Below are 23,880 nucleotides of genomic sequence, written 5' to 3' on the forward strand. Positions count from 1 at the left end.
TCCGCGTCAGGCTGCGTCGAGGCGGGTGGCGGTGTCGCGGATGGTCGCCACGAGTCGGGCGCGCACCTCGTCGGGGTCGGAGCCCTCGTGGCGGGCAGCGCTGCGCAGCCCGGTCATGCACATGCCCAGGAGCATCTCGGCGGCCTCGGGCGTCGCCGCCTCGGGCCCCCACGCCGGGTCGCGCGCCAGGATCGTCCGGACAGCGCCGGTCATCGCCTCGGCCACCGTCGTCATCCGGGCCACCTGCCGTCGCACGAGCTGCGGGAAGCGCACGATGACCTCCTTGCGGTCCGTGCGCTCGCGCTCGTCGCCGAAGGACTCGCCGAACACCAGGAACGCCAGGTCGACCACGGCCTCGACGACGGGCCGGCCGGACACCGCGGCGAGGTGGCCGTCCAGCGCCTCGGGCGAGAGGTCGACCTCGGTGTGCCCGAGGACGGCGTCCTCCTTGCTCGCGAAGTAGTTGAAGAACGTCCGCGGGGAGACGTCCGCGCGCGCGGCGATCTGCTCGATGGTCGTGCGCTCGAGGTCCTGCTCGAGGACGAGGGACCGGGCGGCACGGGCGATGCGGCGGCGCGTCTCGAGGCGCTTGCGGTCGCGCAGGCCCAGCGCGGGAGCCGGTGCGGACGCGGTGTCGGACATGGCGTCACTGTAGCTGTCGGAGGCCCGGATCTGCAGGGTGCGCAAGCTTGCAGGGGTGCACCGGACGTGCGGGCGTGCCGGTGCCTAGTGTCGGACGCGTGGCGGCTTCGGGACGGGACCTCGGCGACGGGTACGCGCTCACGCTGCGCGACCTCAGCACCGTCGGCGCCGTGCACGACCTCGTCGCGGCGAACCTCGAGCGGCTCCGCGCGGCCGAGCCGTGGGCGTGGGGACCGGTGACCCGCGAGGCCCTGGTGCTGCACACCGAGCAGCTGCTCGGCCGGTACGCGATGGACCGGGCGGTGCCGTGCGTCGTCCGCTCCGCGGGACGGATCGTCGGGTCCGCCTCGCTCGCGCTCGACCCGTACCTCGGCCAGGCGTCGCTCGGGTACTGGGTCGACGCCGGGTCGGAGGGGCGGGGGATCGCGCACCGGGCGGCCGCCGCGCTCGTCGAGGTCGCCCGCGAGCGGGGGAGTGCCCGGGTCGAGATCCGGACCGGGGTGGACAACGAGCGCAGCCGGCGTCTCGCGGAGCGCCTCGGGTTCGCGCACGAGGGGACGCTCCGCAGCGCGCTGCCGCTCGGTGACCGCCGGGTCGACGTCGCGGTCTACGGCCTGGTGCTCTGACCGGCGCGGCGCAGCGGATCTGCTCGGCGCAGCGGGTCTGAGCGGCGCAGTGGGTCTGCTCAGCTCAGTGGGTCTGGGCGAAGCTCGCGAACACCGCCAGGCCCCCGAAGGCGACGACCAGCACGAGGGCGAGGATCCACACGGCCAGCGCGACGAGGTTGAGGAGGATGCCCCAGCCCGCACGGCTGCGGGCCATCGGCTCGCGGCTCCGTGAGGCGATGCCGAGGCAGAGGCCGACGACCGGTGCGAAGAAGGTCCACCCGGCGAGCAGCGAGCAGATGCCGAGCACGAGGCTCGCGGTGCCGAGGCCGGTACGGGGGAGGGTCTGCGTGGTGGTCATGCACTCGACGCTACGGGCCGGGCGAGCGGGCCGCGTCCGTCCGCGGCGGGATCCGGGGTCAGCCTGCGGACGGACGGCCGCACGCCGGTATCGTCGGAGCATGGCCCTGTTCGGACGACGCACCAAGCACGATGTCCGCGACCGACCCGTGAGCCAGGTCGAGCTCAAGCGGGCCGTGGACGAGGGCTTCCTCATCGCCCGTGCGGCCGTGACCGTCGCGGTGGCGAACCGGATCATCACGAACGCACTCCGCGACCAGGGGTACTTCGACCACGCGCTCATCGCCGAGGCGACCCGCGAGGAACTGCACCGGATGGCCGAGGAGCAGCGCGGCGACGCCGCCCGCATGCGGGAGATCCGTGCGACCTCGAGCAAGCAGAAGGGCCGCTCGCGCCACCAGCACGACTACAAGCGGGGTGACGACCTGAAGCTCCGGACGCGCGAGGCCACCTACGAGCAGCTCGCCACCATGCTCGACCGGCGTCGCGACGACCAGGGCTTCGTCGACGGCATCGTCCTGCACGCCCGGGCCCGTGCCTGGGACGACATCGGCACGACGGTGGTCGGACGGCTCGGGTGGGCGCAGCGTCCCGCCGACGACTACGAGGTCGGCCGCGACGAGCGCCTGCAGCAGATGCTCGACGAGGACTTCGCGACACTGCTCGCCGAGCACCCGACCGGCGCGGGGTCGCCCGCGACCACGCCGGCGGACGCGGACGAGCCGGACGAGGGGGACGGGGCCGAGGACGGCACCGACCCCGCGGACGCGGACAGCGCGCGCCCCTGACCCTCGCCGGTCCCTGCCCGGGAGCGGCGCGTGGCCCTGGTCGTTCCGGGCGTACCTGGTCGTTCCGGGCGTACCTGGTCCTTCCGTTCCACCAGGCATGCCCGGTTCCACCAGCCATCGCAGGCGTTCTGGGAAGGAACGGGCAGCCAGCGCGGTCGGGCGTCCCGCGGCGGAACGGTCGTCTGACCGAGCACGGAAGCACGGAACCCTAGGCTCGGGCCATGGTTGATGCGGTGGTCGTCGGTGCCGGACCGAACGGGCTCGCGGCGGCGGTGACGCTCGCGCGGGCCGGTCTGTCGGTCGAGGTCGTCGAGCGGAACGACACGATCGGCGGCGGCGCCCGCACCGCGGAGCTCACGCTGCCGGGCTTCCACCACGACGTCTGCTCGGCCGTGCACCCGATGGCGCTGCAGTCCGAGTTCTTCCGGCGCTTCCGGATGGAGGACCGCATCGAGCTCCGGCTGCCCGACGTGCAGTACGGCCACCCCCTCGACGGCGGCCGCGCCGGCATCGCCTACCGCGACCTCGAGCGCACGGCCGAGGCGCTGGGCGTCGACGGTCCCGCGTTCCGCAACCTCATGGCGCCGCTGTCCCGCAACGCCGACCAGGTCGCCGACTTCGCCACCGACGCACTCATGCACGTGCCGCGGCACCCGCTGACCGTGGCGCGCTTCGGCCTGCGCGCGCTGGAGCAGGGGAGCGGCGCGTGGAACCTGCGCTTCCGCGACGAGGTGGCACCGGCGATGGTCTCGGGGGTCGCCGCACACTCCATCCAGCACATGCCGTCGCTGTCCACGGCCGCCGCGGCGCTGTCGCTCGGCTCGTACGCGCACGGCCGCGGGTGGCCGGTGCCGATCGGCGGCAGCCAGGCGATCGTCGATGCGCTCGCCGCGGACCTCGTCGCCCACGGCGGCACGATCGAGACCGGTCGCGAGGTCCGGTCGCTCGCCGACCTCACCCCGGCGAAGGCCGTGCTCTTCGACACGAGCGTGCCGGGGATGCTCGGCATCGCGGGGAAGCAGATCCCGACCCCGAAGCGCGGCGCCCTCCGACGCTTCCGGTTCGGCAACGCGGCGGCGAAGGTCGACTTCGCACTGTCCGACCCGGTGCCCTGGACGAACACGGAGCTGCGCCGGGCCGGGACGGTCCACATCGGCGGCACCCGGGCGGAGATCGCCGCGGCGGAGCGTGCGGTCGCGAACGGGCAGCACGCCGAGCGGCCGTACGTGCTCGGATCGGAGCCGACGGTCGTCGACCCGGGTCGTGCGCCGCGCGGCAAGCACGTCTTCTGGGCGTACGCGCACGTGCCGGCGGGATCCGACGTCGACCCCACGGACGCGATCGTCCGGCAGGTCGAGCGGTTCGCCCCCGGATTCCGCGACACGATCCTGCAGTCGGCCAGCCGCACGGCCGTGCAGATGGGCGAGTACAACCCCAACTACGTCGGCGGTGACATCGCCGCCGGGGCCGCGAGCTTCTGGCAGCTCGTCAAGCGGCCCGTCCTGTCGTCCGATCCCTGGCGCATGGGCGGCGGCATGTACCTGTGCTCGGAGGCGTCGGCACCCGGCCCGGGGGTGCACGGCATGGCGGGGTGGCACGCCGCCCGCAGTGCCCTCACGCACACCTTCGGGTTGTCCGAGCACGTCGACCTCGAACCGGAGGACTGAACCGTGGCCAAGAACGTCCGCATCATGCACTGCACCCCGGAGCAGGTCTTCGACGTGCTCCGCGACGGCTGGCTCTACCCGACCTGGGTGGTCGGCGCCTCGCGCATGCGCGGCCAGGACCCTTCGTGGCCCGCCGTCGGCAGCGAGCTGCACCACTCGTTCGGCATCTGGCCGTTCGTCATCGACGACACCACCACGGTGCTCGAGGTGGACGAACCACGGCGCCTGGTCATCGAGGCGCGGGGCTGGCCGTTCGGCGAGGCCCGTGTCGAGGTCGACGTCGAACCCCACCCGCGCGGCTGCCGGGTGACCCTGCGCGAGGAGTTCGTGCGCGGAGCGGTGTCGCTCGTCCCCGGGTTCCTCGCCCAGCCGGGCATCTGGATCCGCAACCACGAGGGCATCCGCCGGCTGCGCTGGATCGCGGAGGGCCGCGCCGCCGTCACTCCGCGCGGCTGAACGCGCTCGCGCGCTGCACCTGGTCGTCCGTCAGGGCGACGCCCGTGTAGCGCTCGAACTGGCGCGCCGCCTGGAGCGCGATGACCTCGGCGCCGGTGACGACCCGGGCGCCGGACGCGCGCCCGGCGCGGACCAGCGGGGTCTCGGCGGGGAAGGCCACGACGTCGAAGACCGTGGACGCGGCGTCGATGCGGTCCTGCTCGAAGGCCAGCGCGTCCTCGTCGGCCCCGCGCATGCCGAGCGGCGTGACGTTCACGAGCACGTCGGCCTCCGGCGCCTGCTGCTCGACGGGGACCCAGTCGAAGCCGTACTGCTCGGCGAGGGCGGGGCCGGCGGTCGTGTTCCGCGCGACGACCGTGAGGTGGCCGAAGCCCGCGCCGCGGAACGCCGCGGTGACCGCCTTCGCCATGCCACCGGAACCCCGCAGGACCACGCGGGCGGCGGGGTCGACCTCGTGCGTGCGGAGCAGGGCGGCGACGGCCTCGTAGTCGGTGTTCGACGCGGTGAGCACGCCGTCGTCGTTCACCACGGTGTTGACCGACCGGATCGCCTCGGCGGAGTCCTCGACCACGTCGACGAGGGGGATGGCCGCCTCCTTGAAGGGCATCGACACCGAACAACCGCGGATGCCGAGCGCGCGGATGCCGGCGACCGCGCCGGGCAGGTCGGTCGTCGTGAAGGCCTTGTACGCGAAGTTCAACCCGAGCTCGTCGTAGAGGAAGTTGTGGAAGCGCGTGCCGATGTTGCTCGGGCGGGCCGCGAGCGAGATGCAGACCTGCATGTCCTTGTTGAGGATGGGCATGGCACGAGTGTCCCACGCGGCCGCCGATGGAGCGGTCCATGCCCGACCGACTCGGAGGCCGCCCGTCCGGACGGGTTAGTGTGCAGGGGTGCCGGTCTCCGTGTTCGATCTGTTCAGCGTCGGGATCGGCCCGTCGAGTTCCCACACCGTCGGGCCGATGCGAGCCGGGGCCGCCTTCGCCGCCGAGGTCGTCGACGCGCCGGTCGCCGGGATCGACGTCCACCTGTACGGCTCGCTCGCCTCGACCGGGCAGGGGCACGGCACCCTCGGCGCGGTGCTCGCCGGCTTGATGGGGTCCGCTCCCGAGACGGTCGACCCCGACGAGATGGTCGCGGCGCTCGAAGACCTCGAGCGCACCGGGTCACTGCGACTGGCCGGTGGCGCGACGGTGCCGTTCCGCCAGGCCGACATCGTGCTGCACCCCCTCACGATGCTGCCGCGGCACCCGAACGCGATGCGGCTGACCGCCACCGACGCCGCCGGAGCCGTGCTCGCCGAGGAGACCTACTACTCGATCGGCGGCGGCTTCGTCACGAGCGACACCGAGGGAGCCGTGGCAGAGACCGCGATCCCCGTCGACGACGCCGTGCCGTACCCGTTCTCGAGCGGCGCCGAGCTCCTCGCCGCCTGCGCCGCGACGGGCCTGCCCGTGAGCGGGATCGCACTGGCGAACGAGACCGTGACCCGCGGCGCGGAGGACGTGCGTGCGGGGCTCCTGCACGTACACGACGTCATGCGCGAGAGCGTCGACCGGAGCATCCGCCGGACCGGGACCCTGCCGGGCGGCCTCGCCGTGCGTCGGCGTGCCGCGAACTGGTACGAGCAGCTCACCCGGGACGACCCGCACCACGACCCGCTCTTCGCGATGGAGTGGGTGAACCTCACGGCGATGGCGGTCAACGAGGAGAACGCCACGGGCGGCCGGGTCGTGACCGCGCCGACGAACGGTGCCGCGGGGATCATCCCGGCGGTGCTGTCCTACGCGCTCACCTACGTCTCCGAGATCGCACCGGAGGACCGCGACGACGCCGTGGTCCGGTTCCTGCTCACGGCGGGGGCGGTCGGTTCGATCTACAAGGAGCGGGCGTCGATCTCCGGCGCCGAGGTCGGCTGCCAGGGTGAGGTCGGGTCCGCGGCGTCGATGGCCGCCGCCGGGCTCGCCGAGGTCCTCGGCGGCAGTCCCGAGCAGGTGGAGAACGCCGCCGAGATCGCGATGGAGCACAACCTCGGCCTGACCTGCGACCCGATCGGCGGGCTCGTGCAGATCCCGTGCATCGAGCGGAACGCGATCGCGGCGAACAAGGCGATCAACGCGGCGCGGATGGCGATGCGCGGCGACGGGGTGCACCACGTCTCGCTCGACCAGGTGGTCGAGACGATGCGGCAGACGGGTGCCGACATGTCGACGAAGTACAAGGAGACCGCGATGGGCGGTCTGGCGGTGAACGTCCCGCTCTGCTGAGCGGTCAGTCGACCCGCATCTCGAGCGTGGCGTCGCACGGCGCGACGTGCCGCTGCCCGTCGTCGTCGAGCACGATGAGCGAGGGGCGGCCGTGCGCGTCGAGGACGTCGACGGCGGTGCCGAGGACCGACCGGCCGCGGTCCTCGTAGCGCACCACGGCGTGCATCGGGACGTCGTCCGGGGTCACCGGACGCCAGGGCATCGTTCCTGTGGCGTCGATCTGCATGCCGACATCCTGCCGGTTGTCCAGATCACGCACACAATCGGCGAGTGCTCCTCGACTCCTGCGGACGGTCCTCCGGGCCGCGCGCGCGTACGGTCGGCACCATGAGCGCGACCGGCCACGACCACCCCGACCAGCCCGACCAGCCCGATCAGCCCGACCACGACGAGCTCGACGACGGGGTCGACATGTCCTTCGAGGAACGGCGGCAGGACACCTTCCGGCGCATGTCCGGCTCGGACGAGCACGACGCGGACCCGCGGGTCGAGGTCTCGCGCGCCGAGGACGGCGACGTCCGCATCGACGTCGCCGACACCGCGGCGGTCCGCCCGGGCGACGCCGCCGGCACCGACCCCCGCACGGACGCAGCGCAGGACCCGCACCACGCCGACTGACCCGCGGTCCGGCGGGGACGGTGGTCCGGGGGAAGATCGACGGGTGCACCTCGTCCTCCACCGCGTCGACGGCGGCGTCACGGCGACGCCCCTGACCGACGCGGGGGAGCCGGCGGGCGAGCCGACCCGGCTGGACGACCCGCGCCTCCCGGCCTTCATCGCCGCGCACGACGGACCGGACGTCCGCTGGGTCTGGGACGACACGGCCCGCTGGTACCCCGCCGTCCTCGCAGCCGGCGGCCGCGTCGCCCGCTGCACCGACCTGCGACTCTGCCGCCGCATCCTGCGCGGTGCGCTCGCCGCGCGGGACACGGCCCTCGCGCGGCTCCCGTCCGACACGTGGGACGCCCCCGGCCAGGAGGCCCGTCCCACCCGGGCGACGCAGGCGTCGCTCTTCGACGACGCGCTCTTCACCGTCGCGCCCGCCGACGACGCGGCCGACCCGGTCGCCGAGCTCCGCCGCCAGCTCGACGCGGTCGCCACCTCGACCACGCCCGGCGCGCTGCGCCTGCTCACCACCGCGGAGTCCGCCGGCGCACTCGTGGCCGCCGAGATCCTGCACGCGGGCCTGCCGTGGCGGGCGGACGTGCACGAGCACCTGCTCGAGGACGCACTCGGGCCGCGGGTGCCCGCCGGGGTGCGCCCGCGTCGGCTCGAGGAGCTCGCGGTCGTGATCCGCGGACACCTCGGCGACCCGGGGCTCAACCCGGACTCGCCGACCGACGTCCTCCGGTCGCTCCGGGCCGCGGGGCTGATGGTGGCGAGCACGCGGAAGTGGGAGCTGCAGGAGCTCGAGCACCCGGTGATCGCCCCGCTGCTCGAGTACAAGCGCCTGTCGCGCCTGCTCACGGCGAACGGCTGGGCCTGGCTCGACGAGTGGGTGCAGGACGGCCGCTTCCACCCGAAGTACGTCGTCGGCGGGGTCGTCACCGGTCGGTGGGCGGCGGACGGCGGCGGTGCGATGCAGCTGCCGAAGACGGTCCGCGGTGCTGTGGTGGCCGACGACGGCTGGGCCTTCGTCGTCGCGGACGCCGCACAGCTCGAGCCGCGGGTGCTCGCCGCGATGGCGGGGGACCGGGCGATGGCGACGGCGGGCGACGGGCGCGACCTGTACGACGGCGTGGTGGCCTCGGGCGCGGTGGAGACCCGGCAGCAGGCGAAGGGCGCGATGCTCGGCGCGATGTACGGCGCGACCCAGGGCGACGCCGGCCGACTCGTGCCCCGGCTCGCGCGCGCGTTCCCGGCCGCGCTCGGCCTGGTCGACCGGGCCGCCCGGGCGGGGGAACGCGGGGAGCCCGTCACGACGCTGCTCGGTCGGACCTCGCCGTTGCCGGACGAAGCCTGGTTCGCCGCCCGCAACCGCGCGTGGTCGGTGGACGGGACGACCGCCCAGCAGCGGGCGGTCGAGTCCCGTGCCCGGAGCTGGGGCCGGTTCACGCGGAACTTCGTGGTGCAGGGGACCGCGGCCGAGTGGGCGCTCGCGTGGATGGGGTCGCTGCGGACCCGGCTCGCGGCGCGGTTCCCGGGCCCGGTGACCAGCGGGCCGCACCTGGTGTTCTTCGTGCACGACGAGATCGTGGTGCACACGCCGGTCGAGCACGCCGCGTTCGTCGCCGAGCAGGTCCGGGCGGCGGCGGCGGACGCCGGGCGGCTGCTCTTCCGGGACTTCCCCGTGGTGTTCCCGCTGTCGGTCTCCACGGTGCGGGACTACGGGGCCGCGAAGGACTGAGCGCACACGCACGTGCTCGCAGCCGGGTCCGGGCAGGGTGGGTCGATGGAGCCACACCACCACGACGACACCGCCGCGCAGCAGGTGACCCGGGCCGAGCGGTCCGCGGTCGCCGGGGACCGGCACCTCGGCGAGGTCGACCTGACCTCGTGGCGGTCGCGGGCCGGTCACGCCACCGCCGAGGCCTGGGCTGCGCTCGGCCGCCGCTACGGCGCCCTGCCGGTCCTCGTCCTGACGCTCCTGGTCGGGATGGGCATCGCCGTCGTCGCGACCTGGGCCGCTTCCGGCGTGTACGACGCCGTCCGCGAGGGCGACGACGTCGCCGTGCTCGACCGGCCCGTGCTCGACTGGATGCTCACGCTGCGCTCGCCGTTCGCGGACCAGGCGGTCACGTGGTGGACCGACATCGCCGGCACGATCGGGATGCCGATCGTCGCCGTCTGCTTCCTCGTCGGCTTCACCGTGCAGCGGCGCGCGTGGACGCCCCTGGTGCTGCTCGTCGCGGCGAGCGGCGGCTCGCTCCTCATGACGATCGCGGGCAAGGACCTGATCGGTCGCGCCCGGCCCCCGCTGTCCGACGCGGTGCCGCCGTACGAGCACTCGCCCTCGTTCCCGTCGGGCCACACGCTCAACGCGACCGTGGTGGTCGGCACGATCGTGTACCTGCTCATCCTGCGGCAGTCGCGCACGGTGACCCGGGTGTGGACCATCGTCGTCGGCACGCTCTTCGTGCTGTCGATCGGCGTCTCGCGGGTGTTCCTCGGACACCACTGGACGACGGACGTCCTCGCGGCGTGGGCCCTCGGGCTGGCGTGGCTCGCGCTCGTGGTCACCGCACACCGGCTGTACCTGACGGCGCTGCACCGCGGTGCCGAGCCCGTCAAGCAGCGCACGCGGCCGTCCACCCGTGGTGCAGCGGACCGGTCGGACGGGACGGTCCGCTGAACGCGGGAGCGCACCCGCACCGACGTCGTCGGGGAGCGGGCAGGCACACCGCGGCGGCATGCCCGGTCAGGTCCTCACGGTAGGTTGCCCGGCATGGCAGATCGGGTCTTCGGCGGCAGGTACCGCGTCACCGGCACGCTCGGGCACGGGGGCATGGCGTCCGTGTACCGCGCCGTCGACGAGCAGCTCGGCCGCGAGGTCGCCGTCAAGGTCTTCCGCATCGGCGCGGTCGACCACGGGGAGCGCGCCCGCGCCGAGGCCGAGATCCAGACCCTCGCCGCGCTCCGCAGCCCCTCGCTCGTGACCCTCTACGACGCCGCACTCGACGACGTCGACGGCGACTCGTACCTCGTCATGGAGCTCGTCCCCGGCAGCGACCTCGACACCCGGTTGCGCGAGGGACCCCTCGACACGACGACCACGGCCCGGGTCGGTGCGCAGGTCGCCGAGGGCCTGGCGGCGGTGCACGCGCAGGGCATCGTGCACCGCGACGTCAAGCCGGCGAACGTGCTCCTGGAGAGCGACGGCGAGCACGTCAAGCTCGCGGACTTCGGCATCGCCCTGCTCCGGGACGCCGCTCGGGTCACCGGGACCGGCACCGTCATCGGCACCGCCGCGTACATCGCCCCCGAGCAGGTCCTCGGGCGCGAGATCACGGGCCAGGCCGACGTCTACGCCCTCGGGCTCATGCTCCTGCAGAGCCTGACCGGCGAGCGGCCCTTCCCCGGCACCGCCGTCGAGTCGGCCACCGCGCGGCTCACCCGCGGTCCGGTCATCGACCAGCACCTTCCGACCGCCTGGCGCACGCTCCTGCACGTCATGACGGCGCAGGACCCCGCCGAGCGGCCGACCGCGGCCGAGGCAGCACGGCGCCTGCGGGCCCTGGAGCGCGACGGGAGCGCGCCGGCCACGCAGCTGCTGCCCGGTGCCCCCGGAGCCCTCACCCCCGCGGCGGCGGGCGCGGCGGCGGTCGGCGGTGCCGCACTCGGCGCCGGTGGTGCAGCCGCCGCGGCCGCCGCATCCGCCGACGAGGCGACCCGGGCGATGCCCACCGCAGCTGCGGCGGGCAGTCCGGACGACGCCACGCGGGCGTACGACCGGACGACACCCACCCCTCGCCCGTCGGGGCACGACGACGTCGCGACGACGGTGCTCGGCACCCAGCGCGGCGCGGCCGCTGGTGCCGCCGCCGGCGGCGCGGTTGCGGGCGGTGCGGCTGCGGCTGCGGGAGCGGGCGGTACGGGTGGGCCCGGAAGGACCGCGGCCACCGCCGACGACGGGTCGAAGCGGCGCCGCGGGCCGATCATCGCCGCGGTCGTCGTCGTGCTCCTCGTGCTCGCCGGGATCGGCGTCGCGCTGGCTGCCCTGGACCGCGGGGACGACACCACCCCCGCCCCGACCGAGTCCGGGCAGTCCTCGACCCCGTCCGACGAGTCGAGCGAGCCGGAGCAGCAGCCGAGTCAGCCGGAGCAGCAGCCCAGCCAGCCGTCGCAGGAACCGAGTGAGCCGGAGCAGCAGCCGAGCGAGCCGTCGCAGGAGTCGAGCGAGCCCGAGCAGCAGCCCAGCCAGCCCGTGGACGACCCGACGGTCGGCCCGCAGCCGGGCGGTCCGGCGTCGAACCCCGTGCAGGGACCGCAGGGCGGGACCGGGAACAACGGCAACGGCAACGGGCCGGGGAGCAACAGCGGCAAGGGCAAGGACAAGGGCGACGGCACCGGGGCGGTCGACACGACGGTCGACACCACCGTGGGGTCGCTCACGGAGGGCCCGGGCAAGGGACACGGCAAGGGCTGACGCGGCTCCGTCGGTCTTTCGTCGACACGGTGGACCAAATAGGCTTGCCGGGTGCGTGAACTGCGACGGAGCGGTGGTCCGACGACGGCGGTGGCGGCCCGGAACGGCGTCGGCTGGACCTCGGCCGAGGGTTGGCTGGTCGAACGACCCGACGGTGCGGACGAGGTCGTGGCCGTCGTCCCGGAGCTCGCCGGACGGACCGTCGCGGCGGGCGACGAGCTGTCGTGGGTGTGGTTCCCCGAGCGCACCCTGCCCGAGGGGCACGACGAACCGGACGAGGCCGACCTCGCACACTTCTGGGACGCGACCGCCTTCGTGGTCGACGTCGTGTTCACGGACGGCTCGCGCGTCGGCGGCACCGCGACGGACCAGTACGGCACCGCCCTGACGTCGGACGCGCAGTCCGCCGCGCGCACCCAGTGGGTGGACCAGTGGAACCGTCGTGCGGTCGACCTCACGCCGTTCGCGGGACGGGTCGTCGACCGCCTGGAGGCGCGGCTCGGCGCCGCCACGCCGCCCCCGTCCGCCGACGCGCGGCCCGCCCTGCGCGGCTGGCTCGACGACGTCCGGATCGCCCCGGCCCCTCCGGGCCCCGACACCCCGCTCGGGCACGTCCGCACGACCCGCGGCACGCAGGCCTCGTCCCGGTTCTCCCGCGGCAACACCGCTCCGCTCGTCGGGCTGCCGCACGGCGGGGTGTTCGGCCTGCCGATGACCGACGCGTCGAGCAACCGGTGGCCGTACGCGCACCACGAGCACAGCGTCGTCACCGAGGACGGCCGCGTGCGTCCCGCGCTGCAGGCCTTCGCCACGAGCCACATCCCGTCGCCCTGGATGGGGGACCGCGGGGTCTTCCAGGTGATGCCCTCGCCGCTCGACGTCCCGGACACCGACCGGGTGGCCCGGGCGCTCGGCTTCGACCACGACGAGGAAGAGGACGGCCCGCACCGGTACCGGGTCGCCCTCGACCAGGGCGTCACGGCGACGATGACGGCGCACGACTTCGCGCTCGGCTTCCGGTTCACCGGTACGCGGTCCGTCGTGCTCGACCACCACGGCCGTGTCGCCGACGTCACCGTGTCGCTCGAGCACGGTACCGCGGTCGTCGAGTGCGTGCTGGACGACCGCCCGGGCACCCCGCCGCACCACCTGCACGTGCGCGTCGGCGGCGCGACCGCCGACCACACCACGGTCGACGGCGACGTGCTCGGCGGCTGGATCAGCACCGCCGGCGCCGCCGACGTGGTCGTCGGGATCTCGACCGTCTCCGTCGAGGACGCCCGGGCGAACGCCGCGGCCGCCGGATCCGTCGACGCGGTGCTCGCGCACGCCGAGGGGGAGTGGACGGCGAAGCTCGCCACGTTCAGCGTCGAGGGGGCGACCCCCGACCAACTCACGAGCCTGTACTCCGGGCTGTACCGGCTCTTCCTGTACCCGAACCGCGCCGGCGAGACCGCTCGCGACGGCGTCCCGCGGCACCGCTCCCCGTACGGGTCGGTGCTCGTCGACCCGATCCGCGACGAGCCCGGGCCCGAGGTCGTCGAGGGACCGTTCACGACGACGAACGGGTTCTGGGACACCTACCGGACCGCCTGGCCGCTGCTCGCGCTCCTCACCCCGGACACGGCGGGCGCCCTCGCGCAGGGGTTCGTCGAGCACTTCCACGACGGCGGGTGGACGCCCCGGTGGAGCGCCCCCGGTGCCGAGGACGTGATGACCGGCACCACGAGCGACACGGTCTTCGCGGACCTCGCGGTGAAGGGCGTGCCGGGATTCGACCTGACGGAGGCGTACCGCAGCGCGGTGCGGAACGCGACCGTCCCCCCGCGGGACGAGCGTGTCGGGCGGAAGGGGAGCCTCCCGGCCGCCTTCCGCGGCCACGTCGACACGGCGACCTCCGAGGGGATGAGCTGGACCCTCGACGCGGCGATCAACGACTGGGGGATCGCGGTGATGGCGGGCCTGCTCGCCTCGCGCGCCACCACGCCGGAGGACCTCAGCCGGTACGAGGCCGAGGCGGAGTGGTTCGCCCGCCGCTCCCTGCAGTACCGGAACGTCTTCGACCGCGAGCGCGGCTTCTTCATCGGACGCGAGCCGGACGGGTCCTGGCGGGGCGGCGCCGCGTTCGACCCGCGCGACTGGGGCGACGACTACACCGAGACGAACGCGTGGGGGACCGCGTTCACGGCCCCGCACGACGGTGCCGGGATCGTCGACCTGCACGGCGGCCCGGCCCGCTTCGACGCCGCACTCGAGGCCTTCTTCGCGACGCCCGAGACCGGCGCGACCGACCGGTCCGGCTCGTACGGGTTCGCCATCCACGAGATGACCGAGGCTCGGGACGTCCGGATGGGCATGCTCGGGCTGTCGAACCAGCCCGCGCACCACATCCCGTTCTTCCCGATGTTCACGGGACGGCACGACGACGCACACCGGATCGTCCGGGAGTGCCTCGAACGGCTGTTCGTCGGCTCCGACCTCGGGCAGGGGTACCCGGGCGACGAGGACAACGGCGAGATGAGCGCCTGGTACGTCTTCGCGACGATCGGCCTGTACCCGCTGGCGCCGTCGACCGGCACGTACGTGCTCGTGCCGCCGTCGGTCCGGCGGACGGTGCTGCAGCAGCCGGGAGGCGCGCCCACCACCATCGAGGTCGCCGACGGTTCCACGGGTGCGTACGTCGCGTCGGTGACGGTCGACGGCTCGCCCTGGACGTCGGTGAGCATCCCGCACGAGGTCGTCGTCGCCGCGTCCCGCATCGTGTTCACGCTGTCCGAGGAACCGACCGGGTGGGCGTCCGACACCCGGCCGGTCTCCGCGTCCGAGGTGCACGGGTACCGGGACGTCCCCGTCGACCTGCTGCCCGCCGGTGCCTCGCCCCTGACCGACGACACCGGCAGGACGGTGCGCGTGCTGTCACCCGGCGAGACCCTGTCGGTGCCGACGCCGGGCGCCGACGCGTCGCTCGTGACGGTCACGGTCGCCGAGCCGGGGACGTACTCGTGGCGGACGACGCTCGGGGACCGGGAGTCGGTCGTGCAAGACGCGGTCTTCGAGCACGCGGGGCAGACCCGGGTGTTCCGGTCCGTGGCGCGGGGGGACGTGTTCTCGTTCACCGCGATGTCGTCGATCCCGCTCACGCAACTCGAACTGATCGCGGCGGACGGACAGCGTTGACCCCGCGTTCACCCGCCGGGAGCATGCTCCGGTCATGTCGATGAGCACACCGTTCGATCCGCAGCAGCCCGGCGCCGACCTCCCCGTGGACGGGACGGTGCCGGACCGGGAGGAGACCGAGACGGAGGTCGAGGTCGAGGAGGACCGCGGCGCCGACGTCGGGCCGGACTCCGCCGACCCCGCCGTCTCGCCGGTCTCCCACGAGGACGAGGACGAGGCCGGCGGCGGTCCGGTGTTCCGTCGGCCCGAGGCCGGCGACCGGCTGCACCCCGAGGACCTCTGACACCTCGGGCGCACTGCCACCCCGGGCGCACTGCCACCTCGCTGCCAGCCGCGGGCGGCATGCTCGTCCGCATGTCGTTCGCGAACTCGTGGGACCCGTCGAAGGGTCGTGCCATCCCAGAGGACCAGGTCAGCCAGGACGGGCTCGAACTCGACGAGGAGACCGCCGCCGAGCTCGGCATCTCGTTCGACGTCGTCGGTGGCGCCTCGGCCGACCCGGCGCGGGTGTCGCCCACGGACGTGCACGTGCCGAGCGCACCGACGGCCGACTAGCGGCACGGAGCCAGAGCCGGAGCCATCTCGTAGCGCGACGTGCCGGTGCACAACCGGAGGCACCTCGCGCCACGTGATCGCGCGGCGCGAGGTGCCTCCGGTTGTGCGGGGCGTGCCCGGCAACGGCCGGGCTGCGGCGGCCGGTCAGGGGACGGTGTGCCCCGCGGCCGTGAAGATCCGGTACCACTCCTCGCGCGAGAGCACGACGTCCGACCCCGCGGCCGAGTCCCGGACGCGCTGCGGGTTCGTCGTGCCGAGCACCACCTGGAAGTGCGCCGGGTGCCGGGTGATCCACGCCACCGCGATGCCGGTCGGGGTGACCCCGTGTGCCGCGGCGACCTCCTCGAGGACGTCGTTCAGCTCGGCGTACTGCTCGCGGTCGCCGAGGAAGACGCCGTCGAAGAAGCCCTTCTGGAACGGCGACCAGGCCTGCAGGGTGATGCCGTTCATCCGGGCGTGGTTGAGGATGTCGTTGTCGCGGTCGACCGACTGGTCGAGGGCGCCCATGTTCGCCACGACGCCCTGCGCGATGACGTTCGCGTGCGTGATGCTCAGCTGCACCTGGTTGAACGCGAGGGGCTGCCGGACGTGCTGCTTGAGCAGCTCGACCTGGCCGGGAGTGTGGTTCGAGACGCCGAAGTGGTGCACCTTGCCGGCGGCGTGGAGCTCGTCGAAGGCCTTCGCGACCTCCTCCGGCTCGACCAGGGCGTCGGGGCGGTGCAGGAGCAGGACGTCGACGTAGTCGGTGCGCAGCGCCTCGAGCGACTCGTGCACGGACTCGATGATGTGCTCGTACGAGAAGTCGAAGTACGCGCCGTTCGGCGTCGGCCGGATGCCGACCTTGGTCTGCAGCTGGATGTCTGCCCGCTCGGACGACGACAGGGTGACGGCCTCGCCGAAGCGTTGCTCGCACCCGTGCCAGACGCCGTAGACGGCGGCGTGGTCGAACATCGTGACGCCCGCGTCCCGTGACGCCGAGTACAGCGCGCGGATGTCCTCGTCGCTCATGTCGTTGATCCGCATGAGGCCGACGACGACGTCGGACGCGGTGAGGTCGGTCTGTGGCAACTCCAGTGTCTTCACCCGATCGATCCTGCCAGCGGCGGTCCCGGTCAGACAGGCCCTGACGGGGCCGGTCGCGACGGTCCGCGGACGGGAGGCACGGTGCGGGCCGGCACCGTGCCTCCCGTCCGGCGGTCCGACCGCTCGTCATGGCGCGCTGACGCGCGCCGGCGGGAGCAGCCCCAGGAAGGCGAGGTCGTCGGCGACCTTCGTGATCAGCGCGTGGTCGAGGGACGGCACGTCCGGCGACCCGAGCGGACGGACCCGCCGGACCGCGGCGGAGAACGCGTCCGCGGGGATCGCGGAACCGGCGTGCGGCTCCTCGGGGAGGGCGAACGCGTGCAGGAGCGGCAGGACCGAACGGGCGCGGTCCTCGTCGGGCATCGCCTCGAGCGCCGAGCGGAACCGCTCGACCCACTCGCCGTGGTCGGTCACGCGCTCGACGTCGTGGCCGTCCTCGACCAGCCAGTCGACGAAGGTGTCGAGCGAGACGCCGTCGTCGTGCGGGTTCACGACGTTGTACGTGTGGAACCCCTCCGTCACCGACGCACCGATCGCGTCGAGGGCCGCGGCCGTGAAGTCCGCGGGCAACCCGTCGTAGTGCGACCGCTGCACACCGCCGTCCGGGTCGCGACGGACGAAGGACGCCGGGGCGAGGCCCGTGGCGAGCACGCTCCAGACCAGGCGGGTGAAGACGTCCGGCAGGTTGACCTGGCCGCGCCAGCGGGGGTGCGCCAGCACCATGTCGGAGCGGAACACCGCGACCGGGACGCCGTGGTGGTCGTGCGCCTCGTGGAGCAGCACCTCGCTCGCCCACTTGCTCGCGCCGTACCCGTTCGCGTACTCGTCGCCGAGCGTCCACCGCGGGATCGTGGTGCGGACGTCGGCGCGCTCGTCGAGGGCGGCCGGTGCGTCCGGGTCGGCGACCTCGGTGGCGCTCGGACGGGCTCCGCCGGCGACCGCGACGCTCGACACGAACGTGACCGGGACGCTGCCGGCGGCGATCGACAGCCGGATCGCCTCGGCGGTCCCGACGACGTTCGGGCCGAACAGGGCGGCGTACGGCAGCACGTGGTTCACCAGGGCGGCGGCGTGCGCGACGAGGTCCACCCGGGCGGCGAGGTCCCGCCAGCGCCCCTCGTCGAGGCCGAACCGCGGCTCGCTGACGTCGCCGGCGACGACCTCGAGCGCGTCGTCCAGCTCGGCGACGCGGGCGGCGAAGGCCGGGTCGGCGGCGAACGCGGCGTCCAGGCGCCGGCGCGCGTCGACGTCGTCGGCACCGCGCACGACGCAGACGAGCGTGCCGCCGACGGGGGCGAGCCGCTCGAGCCAGTCGAGGACGGTGAAGCGGCCGAGGTAGCCGTTCGCCCCGGTCAGCACGACCGTCCGGACTCCGGTGTCGCCCGCGGCCCGGTCCACCGGGTCCGGCACCGTGCCGAGCAGCCGGTCGAGGCGCAGGTCCTGCGCCCGCAGCACCGTCGGGTCGGCACCGTGCACGCGGGTGACGGTGGGCCGGTCGTCCGCGGCGGAGCGCTCGACGAAGGCGGCCACGGCGGCCAGGTCGTTGGTCGGGTCGGTGATGACGCCGACCGGCACCTCGGCGTCGAAGACGTCCTCGAGGATCCCGGAGAACGTCAGTGCGGACAGCGAGTCGCCGCCGAGGTCGGAGAACCGGGCGGCCGCGGCGGTCTCCGTCGAGACCTCGGCGCCGAGGAATTCGCGGGCGGCCCGGACCACCGTGTCGACGGTCGTCTCGTCCTCGACGTGCTCGCGCAGTGCCGCGACGAGGGTGCCGCTCTGCTGCTCGGCGACGGCGTCGTACACCGCCGCGAACCGGTCACCGTAGCGGGTGGTGAGGCGGGGACGCAGGAGCTTGCGGGCGTCCGAGAGCATCCCGTTCTCGACCGTGAACGGCTCCGGCTCGACGACCACGGCGCGGGGCACCTCGTACGGGGCGAGGCCGTGCTCGCGGGCGGTGCGCTGCAGGGCGGTGAGGACGTCGCGCTCCGAGGCTCCGGGGTCCGTGGGGACGACGACGGCGAGCAGGAACGCGTGGCGGCTGTCCCCGTGCAGGGCGACCTGCCGGACCCCGGGCGTCCCGCCGAACGTCGCCTCGAGCGCGGAGACCGCGACGAACTCGCCCTGCGAGAGCTTGATGACGTTGTTGCGTCGGTCGAGGTACTCGTAGGTGTCCGGGCCGGTCTGCGCCATCACGTCGCCGGTCCGGTAGAAGCCGTCCTCGTCGAAGACGGCCGCGGTGACGTCCGGACGGTGGAAGTACCCGGGGATCACGGCCGTGCTCTTCACGAGCAGTTCGCCCCGGGGGTGGGGACGGTCGGTGACGCGGTAGCCGAGCTCCGGCACGTCGACGAGCTTGTGCTCGGTGACCGGCGGCTGCTGGACGACGCCGTCCCGCAGGATGCTGCCCGCCTCGGTCGAGCCGTACAGGTCGTGCAGGGGGGTGCCGAGGCAGCCCTCGACCCAGGCGCGGAGCTCCGGGGTCAGCGGGGCGCTCGCGCAGACCGCCTGGCGCACGCGGCCGCCCAGGGCCCGGACCCGCAGGTCCGCCTGCACGGCGGCACGGACGGCGGCGGCGTCGGTGCCCGCGGCGGCGTCGGTGCCCGCGGCGGCATCGGTGTCCGCTGCGAGGCGTCGCTGCTCCTCGCGGTCGCCCTCCTGCCGGATCATCTCGGCGACGCGGGGCACGAGGACGAGCTCGGTCGGTGCGAACACCCGCAGGTCCTCGAACAGCGTCGACAGGTCGGTCGAGGTGGCGAGGGCGACCGTGCCCCCGCGGCCGAGCGTCGCCAGCAGTGCGGCCCGTCCGGTGAGGTGGCTCGTCGGCAGGTAGGCGTACCCGACGACCTCGGCCTCGGGGTGGTCGGGCCGGAGGGCGTGCCAGAGCCGCTCCACCATCCGGTGCGTGTACATCGCGCCCTTCGGGGTCCCGGTGCTGCCCGACGTGTAGAGCAGCAGCGCGAGCGGGTCCTCCCCGGCCGCGGGACGCCACGTCGTCGGACGAGGCAGGTCGGCGCCCCGGGCCACGAGCTCGTCGAGGGTCGGGACCGCGGGGGTCGCGTCGTCCTCGACGTGCCCGGTGTCCACGCCGTCGAGCAGCAGCGTGCGGACGCCGGTGTCCGACGCCTCGACGACCGCCCGCGCCGTCGCCGCCTGCTCGGCCGACACCGCGAGCCACACCGGGGTGGTCTCGTCGACGATCGCGCGGAGCGCCGCGACCGGTGCGCTCGCCTGGAGCGGGACGCTCACCGCCCCGAGGATCGAGCAGGCCAGGTCGAGCGTCACGCCGTCCGCGCTCACCGCACCCAGTGCCGCCACCCGGTCCCCGGGCGAGACGGTCTCGGCGAGCACCGCCGCGAGCGCACCCGCCCGGTCCCAGAGCTCGCGGTAGCTCGTGTCGGTCACGGCCGTCCCCGTCCGCTGCCGGAGCGCCGGGCGCTCCGCGTGCCGTGCGAACACCGCCGCGATCGACGTGTCCTCGTCCTGCTCGTCGTGTCCCTGGTCCATCGTCCTCGTCCCTTCCTCGTCACGGGTGCGCCCCCGCGCCCCCACGTCAGCGCTCGGCGAGCGTGGTGCCCGCCAGCGCCGTCCCCCGGTCCACTTCCCAGCGTCCGACCGCGGTGAACGCGGGTCCCCGTCGGGCGACGGCCCCGAACGAGCCGTCCGGCCGCAGGTCGATCTCCGCGCCGTCGATGCCGAACCAGCCGCCGTGCGCCGTCGTCCGTGCCTTCGCGACCGCCTCGGACGCGGCCAGCAGCACGCTGTCCGGACTCTCAACCCCGATCCGCCGCAGGGCGGCGAGACCGGCCGCGACGGGCGCGCTCGCCGGGTCGGCGATGCGTGCCAGCACCCCGGCGGGCAACGGTGCAGCCGGCGTCGCGTCGATGCCGACGGCGGTGTGCTGGTCCTGCAGCCCGACCGCGCACGCGCGGAGCCCGGAGCAGTGCGTGATCGTGCCGACGACGCCCTCGGGCCACACCGGCGCGCCACTCCGGGCGACGGCGACGGACCCGGACGTCACGCCGATCGCAGCGAGGGCGCGGCGCGCGAGCACCCGGCCGGTGACGAACTCCGCGCGGCGTGCCGGCAGTGCCGTGGCGACGGCGGCGTCCTCCTCGTCGGTGAGGGGGCCGTCCAGGTCGTGTGCGGCCGTCGCGACGACGACCGAGGCGGGCAGGAGCGCCGACCAGGGGGACCGCCGTCGAAGTTGCACAATGCAATCAGACGCCGGTTCCCTCCGAGTCCCCCGAACGAGGCGCCGACGGTCCACCGCGCCGACGCCCGTACGCTGGGTCGGTGCGCGACGACCTGCTCCCCGTGCTCGCCTGCCCCGTCTGCGCCGAGCCGCTCGGTCGCGTCGCCGCGGGCACGGTCGGCTGCGCGACCGGCCACCGGTTCGACGAGGCGAAGCAGGGTCACCTGACGCTCCTGCCCGCGAAGCGCCGTGCCCTCACCGCGGACACCCCGGCGATGGTCGACGCGCGCATCCGGTTCCTCGGCCGCGGGCACTACGCGCCCGTCGAGCGGGCGCTCGCGGCGGTGGTCGCCGACGCGACCGCACCCGGGGTCGTCCTCGACGTGGGGTCCGGCCCGGGCACCTACCTCGCACACGCCCTGGACGGCAGACCGAACGGCAGGCCGGACGGCACGCAGGACGGGAGGCCCGACCCGGCCCCGACAGACGCCGTCGCCGCCCGTCTCGGGGTCGCGCTGGACCTGTCCGCGGTCGCGATCCGACGGGCGGCACGCGTCCACGCGCGGGCAGGAGCCGTCGTCGGGGACGTGACCGAGCGCCTCCCGGTCGTCGACGACGCGGCCGCCGTCGTGCTGGACGTCTTCGCGCCCCGCAACCAGCGCGAGTACGCGCGGGTGCTGCACCCCGAGGGAGTGCTGGCGGTGGTGACCCCGCGGACCGGCCACCTGGCGGAGCTCGCCGAGGCGACCATCGCGGTCGACCCGGAGAAGGAGCGGCGACTGCACGACTCGTTGACGCCGTCGTTCGCGCTCCGGTCCTCCGAGGACCGCACGTGGACGATGGAGCTGTCCGCCGACGACGTCCACGACGTCGTCCACATGGGCCCGAGCCACCACCACGTGGACCCCGAGCGCACCTTCGCGCCGACGACCGTCACCGCGGCCGTGACGGTGAGCACCTGGACGCCGGTGCGCTGACTCCCTAGGGTCGGCCCATGGGGTTCCGGGTCGTGGGGGTGGTCGCGGGCCTGCTGGCGCTCGGGATCGGGGTCGGTCTGTCGGCGTGCACGTCGTCGTCGAGCGCCGACGCGGGACGCGACTGGTGCGTCCCGCTCCTGACCGTCGCACCGGTCACCGTGCAGCCGGGGGACACCGTGACGCTCCGCTCCGAGGACCGCTGCGACGCCCCGGTGCCCGACGGTGGGTGGCACGTCGTCGCCACCGTCCCGCAGGCGGACGGGCCCGAGGTCGCCTTCCGTAGCGCGGACTCGTTCGACGGGTCGTGGTCGGCGTCGGTGACGCTGCCGCGGGACTTCCCGGTCGGCGATGCCGTGTTCGGCATCGCCGACTGGGACGACGCACCCTGCTCGGACACCTCCGGGAGCTGCGCGGCGGCGTCCGGCTCCTTCACGGTCCGGGCCGCCGACTGACGACGGCCGTCAGCTGGCCTCGGACGCGACGTCGAGCTGCCACACGACCCCGAAGCGGTCGCGCAGCTGCCCGGCGAGCGGCGCCCACGGCGAGGGGGCGAGCGGCTGCCGGACCTCGGCGCCCTCGGACAGCCCCTCCCAGTACCGGGTGACCTCGTCGGCGTCGTCGCCGTGCACGAAGACGTAGAACGCGTTCGCCCCCTGGTCGTACGGCTGGTCCGGCCAGACGTCGAACGCCATGATGCGGAAGCCGGCCTCGGTGGTGACCTGTCCGAAGACGATCCGGTCGGCCCAGGCGGGGTCCTGCGAGGCACCCATCTGACCGTAGGTGGTCGCCTGCACGGTGCCGCCGAAGGCTGCCGCCCAGAAGTCGAGGGCCTCGCGGGCCTGTCCGTCGAAGTTGATGTGGGTCGTGGTCTCGATGCTCATGGGACGAGTGTGACCGGCATTGCGGTCAGATCGTGGCCGCTTCTCGGACGAGGATGGGAGACATGGCCGACCCGTCCTCCCGCATGCTCGCCCTGCTCTCCCTGCTGCAGGTGCACCGCGAGTGGTCGGGGGACGAGCTCGCCGAGCGCCTGGTCGTCAGCCCCCGGACCCTGCGGCGCGACGTGGACCGGCTCCGCGAGCTCGGCTACCGGGTCGAGTCCGTCCGCGGTCCGGCCGGCGGCTACCGCCTGGCAGCGGGGTCCGACCTGCCGCCCCTGCTGTTCGACGACGAGCAGGCGGTCGCGATCGCCCTCGCGCTCGCGGTGGCGCCGGCGTCCGGTGCGGACATCGCCGAGGCCTCCGTGCGGGCGCTCGCGACCGTGCGCCAGGTCATGCCCGAGCGCCTACGGAACCGCGTGGACGTGGTCGACGCGGTGACGGCGCCCGGTGGCCCGCGCGTGGACCCGGACGTGCTCGTCGCCGTCAGCGAGGCGGTGCACCGGCACGAGGTCCTGCGCTTCGGGTACGGCGAGCGGGACACCCAGCACCGGGTGGAGCCGCACGCGGTCGTCGCCCGGAACGGCCGGTGGTACCTGCTGTCGTGGGACCCGGAGCACGACGACTGGCGGACCCACCGCGTGGACCGGATGGCACCGCGGATGCGCACCCGGCTGGCCTTCGTCCCGCGTCCCGTCCCCGGAGGGGACCCCGCCGCGTTCGTGTCCGCACGCTTCAAGGGTTCCGAGCGCGACGATGCGTGGCCGTGCACGGGGTCCGTCGTCGTCACGGCGGAGGACGCCGCACGGCTGACCCCGTACCTGCCCGACGACGCCGTGGTCGAGCGGCTCGACGACGGACGGTGCCGGGTCACCAGGGGGTCCTGGTCGTGGGCGGGCCTGGCCGGGGCGTTCGCCGCGTCGACCGTGGCGTTCCGGGTCGAGGGGCCGGAGGAACTGCGGCGGGCGGCCGCGGAACTCGCGGATCGCCTCCGGGCGGCAGCGGGGCGTCAGGACGGCGCAAGCGTCCGCTAGAAGGGCGTGAGGATCCCGTTAGGAGCGGCCTGGAGGCGCGGCGTCGGATCCAGCATCGGTTCCGCACCACACGTGGTGCGGTCCGCGCCGCCCGGCGTCGGGCCCGCAGCAAGTTA

At 74.4% G+C, this 23,880-nt stretch carries 23 protein-coding genes; 15 read left to right on the plus strand and 8 right to left on the minus strand.

The annotated features are described in order from the left end of the window. Positions 1-6 precede the first annotated feature (6 nt). Entirely contained in the window at positions 7-642 is a 636-nt protein-coding gene (locus AB0N84_RS13635; RefSeq protein ID WP_363547193.1) for a helix-turn-helix domain-containing protein, read from the minus strand. Between the two features lie 98 nt (positions 643-740). Between AB0N84_RS13635 and AB0N84_RS13640 the strand changes: the two genes are divergently transcribed. Next, complete coding sequence (locus tag AB0N84_RS13640) at positions 741-1,268, plus strand: GNAT family protein (RefSeq protein ID WP_363547196.1); 528 nt, start codon at positions 741-743, stop codon at positions 1,266-1,268. A gap of 64 nt (positions 1,269-1,332) precedes the next feature. Here AB0N84_RS13640 and AB0N84_RS13645 read toward each other — a convergent pair whose 3' ends face one another. Beyond that, positions 1,333-1,608: a hypothetical protein gene (locus AB0N84_RS13645; protein ID WP_182045283.1), complete on the minus strand. Its 276-nt coding sequence runs from the start codon at positions 1,606-1,608 to the stop codon at positions 1,333-1,335. 100 nt (positions 1,609-1,708) lie between these two features. Between AB0N84_RS13645 and AB0N84_RS13650 the strand changes: the two genes are divergently transcribed. The 3 genes from AB0N84_RS13650 to AB0N84_RS13660 all read left to right on the plus strand — a co-directional run bounded on the left by AB0N84_RS13650 (position 1,709) and on the right by AB0N84_RS13660 (position 4,518). Next, complete coding sequence (locus AB0N84_RS13650) at positions 1,709-2,395, plus strand: hypothetical protein (protein ID WP_069713183.1); 687 nt, start codon at positions 1,709-1,711, stop codon at positions 2,393-2,395. 221 nt (positions 2,396-2,616) lie between these two features. After that, positions 2,617-4,062 carry an NAD(P)/FAD-dependent oxidoreductase gene (locus AB0N84_RS13655; protein ID WP_363547200.1) on the plus strand — a complete coding sequence of 482 codons (1,446 nt, stop codon included), beginning with the start codon at positions 2,617-2,619 and terminating at the stop codon, positions 4,060-4,062. 3 nt (positions 4,063-4,065) lie between these two features. After that, positions 4,066-4,518, plus strand: a complete 453-nt coding sequence (locus AB0N84_RS13660) for an SRPBCC family protein (RefSeq protein WP_363547203.1) — start codon at positions 4,066-4,068, stop codon at positions 4,516-4,518. Here the strand turns inward: AB0N84_RS13660 and AB0N84_RS13665 are convergent. Beyond that, positions 4,502-5,320, minus strand: coding sequence for a shikimate 5-dehydrogenase (locus AB0N84_RS13665; RefSeq protein ID WP_363547205.1), 819 nt, complete (start codon positions 5,318-5,320; stop codon positions 4,502-4,504). The genes AB0N84_RS13660 and AB0N84_RS13665 overlap by 17 nt on opposite strands. An 88-nt stretch (positions 5,321-5,408) precedes the next feature. On the opposite strand from AB0N84_RS13665, the gene AB0N84_RS13670 reads away from it, so the two are divergent. Beyond that, positions 5,409-6,782, plus strand: coding sequence for an L-serine ammonia-lyase (locus AB0N84_RS13670; protein ID WP_363547208.1), 1,374 nt, complete (start codon positions 5,409-5,411; stop codon positions 6,780-6,782). A gap of 4 nt (positions 6,783-6,786) precedes the next feature. Here AB0N84_RS13670 and AB0N84_RS13675 read toward each other — a convergent pair whose 3' ends face one another. Continuing rightward, positions 6,787-7,008 (minus strand): hypothetical protein, encoded by a 222-nt coding sequence (locus AB0N84_RS13675; protein ID WP_363547211.1) that lies wholly within the window; start codon positions 7,006-7,008, stop codon positions 6,787-6,789. A 101-nt stretch (positions 7,009-7,109) separates the two neighbouring features. On the opposite strand from AB0N84_RS13675, the gene AB0N84_RS13680 reads away from it, so the two are divergent. From AB0N84_RS13680 to AB0N84_RS13710, 7 genes are all read left to right on the plus strand, one after another. After that, a complete protein-coding gene (locus AB0N84_RS13680; protein WP_363547214.1) occupies positions 7,110-7,400 on the plus strand; it encodes a hypothetical protein in 291 nt (96 codons plus the stop codon). A gap of 43 nt (positions 7,401-7,443) precedes the next feature. Beyond that, on the plus strand, positions 7,444-9,129 hold the full coding sequence (locus AB0N84_RS13685; protein WP_363547217.1) for a bifunctional 3'-5' exonuclease/DNA polymerase: 1,686 nt from the start codon (positions 7,444-7,446) through the stop codon (positions 9,127-9,129). Between the two features lie 45 nt (positions 9,130-9,174). After that, the gene (locus tag AB0N84_RS13690; RefSeq protein WP_363547220.1) at positions 9,175-10,074 is read left to right on the plus strand and encodes a phosphatase PAP2 family protein; all 900 of its coding nucleotides are present in this window, start codon (positions 9,175-9,177) and stop codon (positions 10,072-10,074) included. Positions 10,075-10,167: 93 nt separating this feature from the next. After that, complete coding sequence (locus AB0N84_RS13695; protein WP_363547223.1) at positions 10,168-11,868, plus strand: serine/threonine-protein kinase; 1,701 nt, start codon at positions 10,168-10,170, stop codon at positions 11,866-11,868. Between the two features lie 51 nt (positions 11,869-11,919). Further along, on the plus strand, positions 11,920-15,045 hold the full coding sequence (locus AB0N84_RS13700) for a GH92 family glycosyl hydrolase (protein WP_363547226.1): 3,126 nt from the start codon (positions 11,920-11,922) through the stop codon (positions 15,043-15,045). Between the two features lie 40 nt (positions 15,046-15,085). Beyond that, positions 15,086-15,328: a hypothetical protein gene (locus AB0N84_RS13705; RefSeq protein ID WP_363547229.1), complete on the plus strand. Its 243-nt coding sequence runs from the start codon at positions 15,086-15,088 to the stop codon at positions 15,326-15,328. A gap of 71 nt (positions 15,329-15,399) precedes the next feature. Further along, entirely contained in the window at positions 15,400-15,600 is a 201-nt protein-coding gene (locus tag AB0N84_RS13710) for a hypothetical protein (protein WP_182045293.1), read from the plus strand. 144 nt (positions 15,601-15,744) lie between these two features. On the opposite strand, the gene AB0N84_RS13715 is transcribed toward AB0N84_RS13710, so the two are convergent. From AB0N84_RS13715 to AB0N84_RS13725, 3 genes are all read right to left on the minus strand, one after another. Continuing rightward, on the minus strand, positions 15,745-16,683 hold the full coding sequence (locus AB0N84_RS13715; protein WP_363547233.1) for an aldo/keto reductase: 939 nt from the start codon (positions 16,681-16,683) through the stop codon (positions 15,745-15,747). A gap of 126 nt (positions 16,684-16,809) precedes the next feature. Further along, positions 16,810-20,187 (minus strand): carboxylic acid reductase, encoded by a 3,378-nt coding sequence (gene car / locus AB0N84_RS13720; protein ID WP_363547236.1) that lies wholly within the window; start codon positions 20,185-20,187, stop codon positions 16,810-16,812. A gap of 46 nt (positions 20,188-20,233) precedes the next feature. After that, positions 20,234-20,893: a 4-phosphopantetheinyl transferase gene (locus tag AB0N84_RS13725; RefSeq protein WP_259346008.1), complete on the minus strand. Its 660-nt coding sequence runs from the start codon at positions 20,891-20,893 to the stop codon at positions 20,234-20,236. Positions 20,894-20,976: 83 nt separating this feature from the next. On the opposite strand from AB0N84_RS13725, the gene AB0N84_RS13730 reads away from it, so the two are divergent. Both AB0N84_RS13730 and AB0N84_RS13735 read left to right on the plus strand, forming a co-directional pair. Further along, positions 20,977-21,852: a putative RNA methyltransferase gene (locus tag AB0N84_RS13730; RefSeq protein WP_363547240.1), complete on the plus strand. Its 876-nt coding sequence runs from the start codon at positions 20,977-20,979 to the stop codon at positions 21,850-21,852. Between the two features lie 17 nt (positions 21,853-21,869). Continuing rightward, positions 21,870-22,304 (plus strand): hypothetical protein, encoded by a 435-nt coding sequence (locus AB0N84_RS13735; RefSeq protein ID WP_363547243.1) that lies wholly within the window; start codon positions 21,870-21,872, stop codon positions 22,302-22,304. Positions 22,305-22,313: 9 nt separating this feature from the next. On the opposite strand, the gene AB0N84_RS13740 is transcribed toward AB0N84_RS13735, so the two are convergent. Then, the gene (locus AB0N84_RS13740) at positions 22,314-22,733 is read right to left on the minus strand and encodes a VOC family protein (RefSeq protein WP_363547246.1); all 420 of its coding nucleotides are present in this window, start codon (positions 22,731-22,733) and stop codon (positions 22,314-22,316) included. A 62-nt stretch (positions 22,734-22,795) separates the two neighbouring features. Here AB0N84_RS13740 and AB0N84_RS13745 point away from each other — a divergent pair, with 62 nt between their 5' ends. After that, positions 22,796-23,764: a WYL domain-containing protein gene (locus AB0N84_RS13745; protein ID WP_363547249.1), complete on the plus strand. Its 969-nt coding sequence runs from the start codon at positions 22,796-22,798 to the stop codon at positions 23,762-23,764. Positions 23,765-23,880: the final 116 nt, after the last annotated feature.

This window comes from Curtobacterium sp. NPDC089185 (assembly GCF_040685235.1).
GTDB lineage: Bacteria > Actinomycetota > Actinomycetes > Actinomycetales > Microbacteriaceae > Curtobacterium > Curtobacterium citri.

Coding starts and splice junctions, on each gene's coding strand:
- AB0N84_RS13690 (WP_363547220.1), top strand. CDS start 9,175: ATGGAGCCACACCACCACGACGACACCGCCGCGCAGCAGGTGACCCGG.
- AB0N84_RS13650 (WP_069713183.1), top strand. CDS start 1,709: ATGGCCCTGTTCGGACGACGCACCAAGCACGATGTCCGCGACCGACCC.
- AB0N84_RS13680 (WP_363547214.1), top strand. CDS start 7,110: ATGAGCGCGACCGGCCACGACCACCCCGACCAGCCCGACCAGCCCGAT.
- AB0N84_RS13635 (WP_363547193.1), bottom strand. CDS start 642: ATGTCCGACACCGCGTCCGCACCGGCTCCCGCGCTGGGCCTGCGCGAC.
- AB0N84_RS13665 (WP_363547205.1), bottom strand. CDS start 5,320: ATGCCCATCCTCAACAAGGACATGCAGGTCTGCATCTCGCTCGCGGCC.
- AB0N84_RS13710 (WP_182045293.1), top strand. CDS start 15,400: ATGTCGTTCGCGAACTCGTGGGACCCGTCGAAGGGTCGTGCCATCCCA.
- AB0N84_RS13705 (WP_363547229.1), top strand. CDS start 15,086: ATGAGCACACCGTTCGATCCGCAGCAGCCCGGCGCCGACCTCCCCGTG.
- AB0N84_RS13675 (WP_363547211.1), bottom strand. CDS start 7,008: ATGCAGATCGACGCCACAGGAACGATGCCCTGGCGTCCGGTGACCCCG.
- AB0N84_RS13745 (WP_363547249.1), top strand. CDS start 22,796: ATGGCCGACCCGTCCTCCCGCATGCTCGCCCTGCTCTCCCTGCTGCAG.
- AB0N84_RS13740 (WP_363547246.1), bottom strand. CDS start 22,733: ATGAGCATCGAGACCACGACCCACATCAACTTCGACGGACAGGCCCGC.
- AB0N84_RS13735 (WP_363547243.1), top strand. CDS start 21,870: ATGGGGTTCCGGGTCGTGGGGGTGGTCGCGGGCCTGCTGGCGCTCGGG.
- car (WP_363547236.1), bottom strand. CDS start 20,187: ATGGACCAGGGACACGACGAGCAGGACGAGGACACGTCGATCGCGGCG.
- AB0N84_RS13655 (WP_363547200.1), top strand. CDS start 2,617: ATGGTTGATGCGGTGGTCGTCGGTGCCGGACCGAACGGGCTCGCGGCG.
- AB0N84_RS13645 (WP_182045283.1), bottom strand. CDS start 1,608: ATGACCACCACGCAGACCCTCCCCCGTACCGGCCTCGGCACCGCGAGC.
- AB0N84_RS13695 (WP_363547223.1), top strand. CDS start 10,168: ATGGCAGATCGGGTCTTCGGCGGCAGGTACCGCGTCACCGGCACGCTC.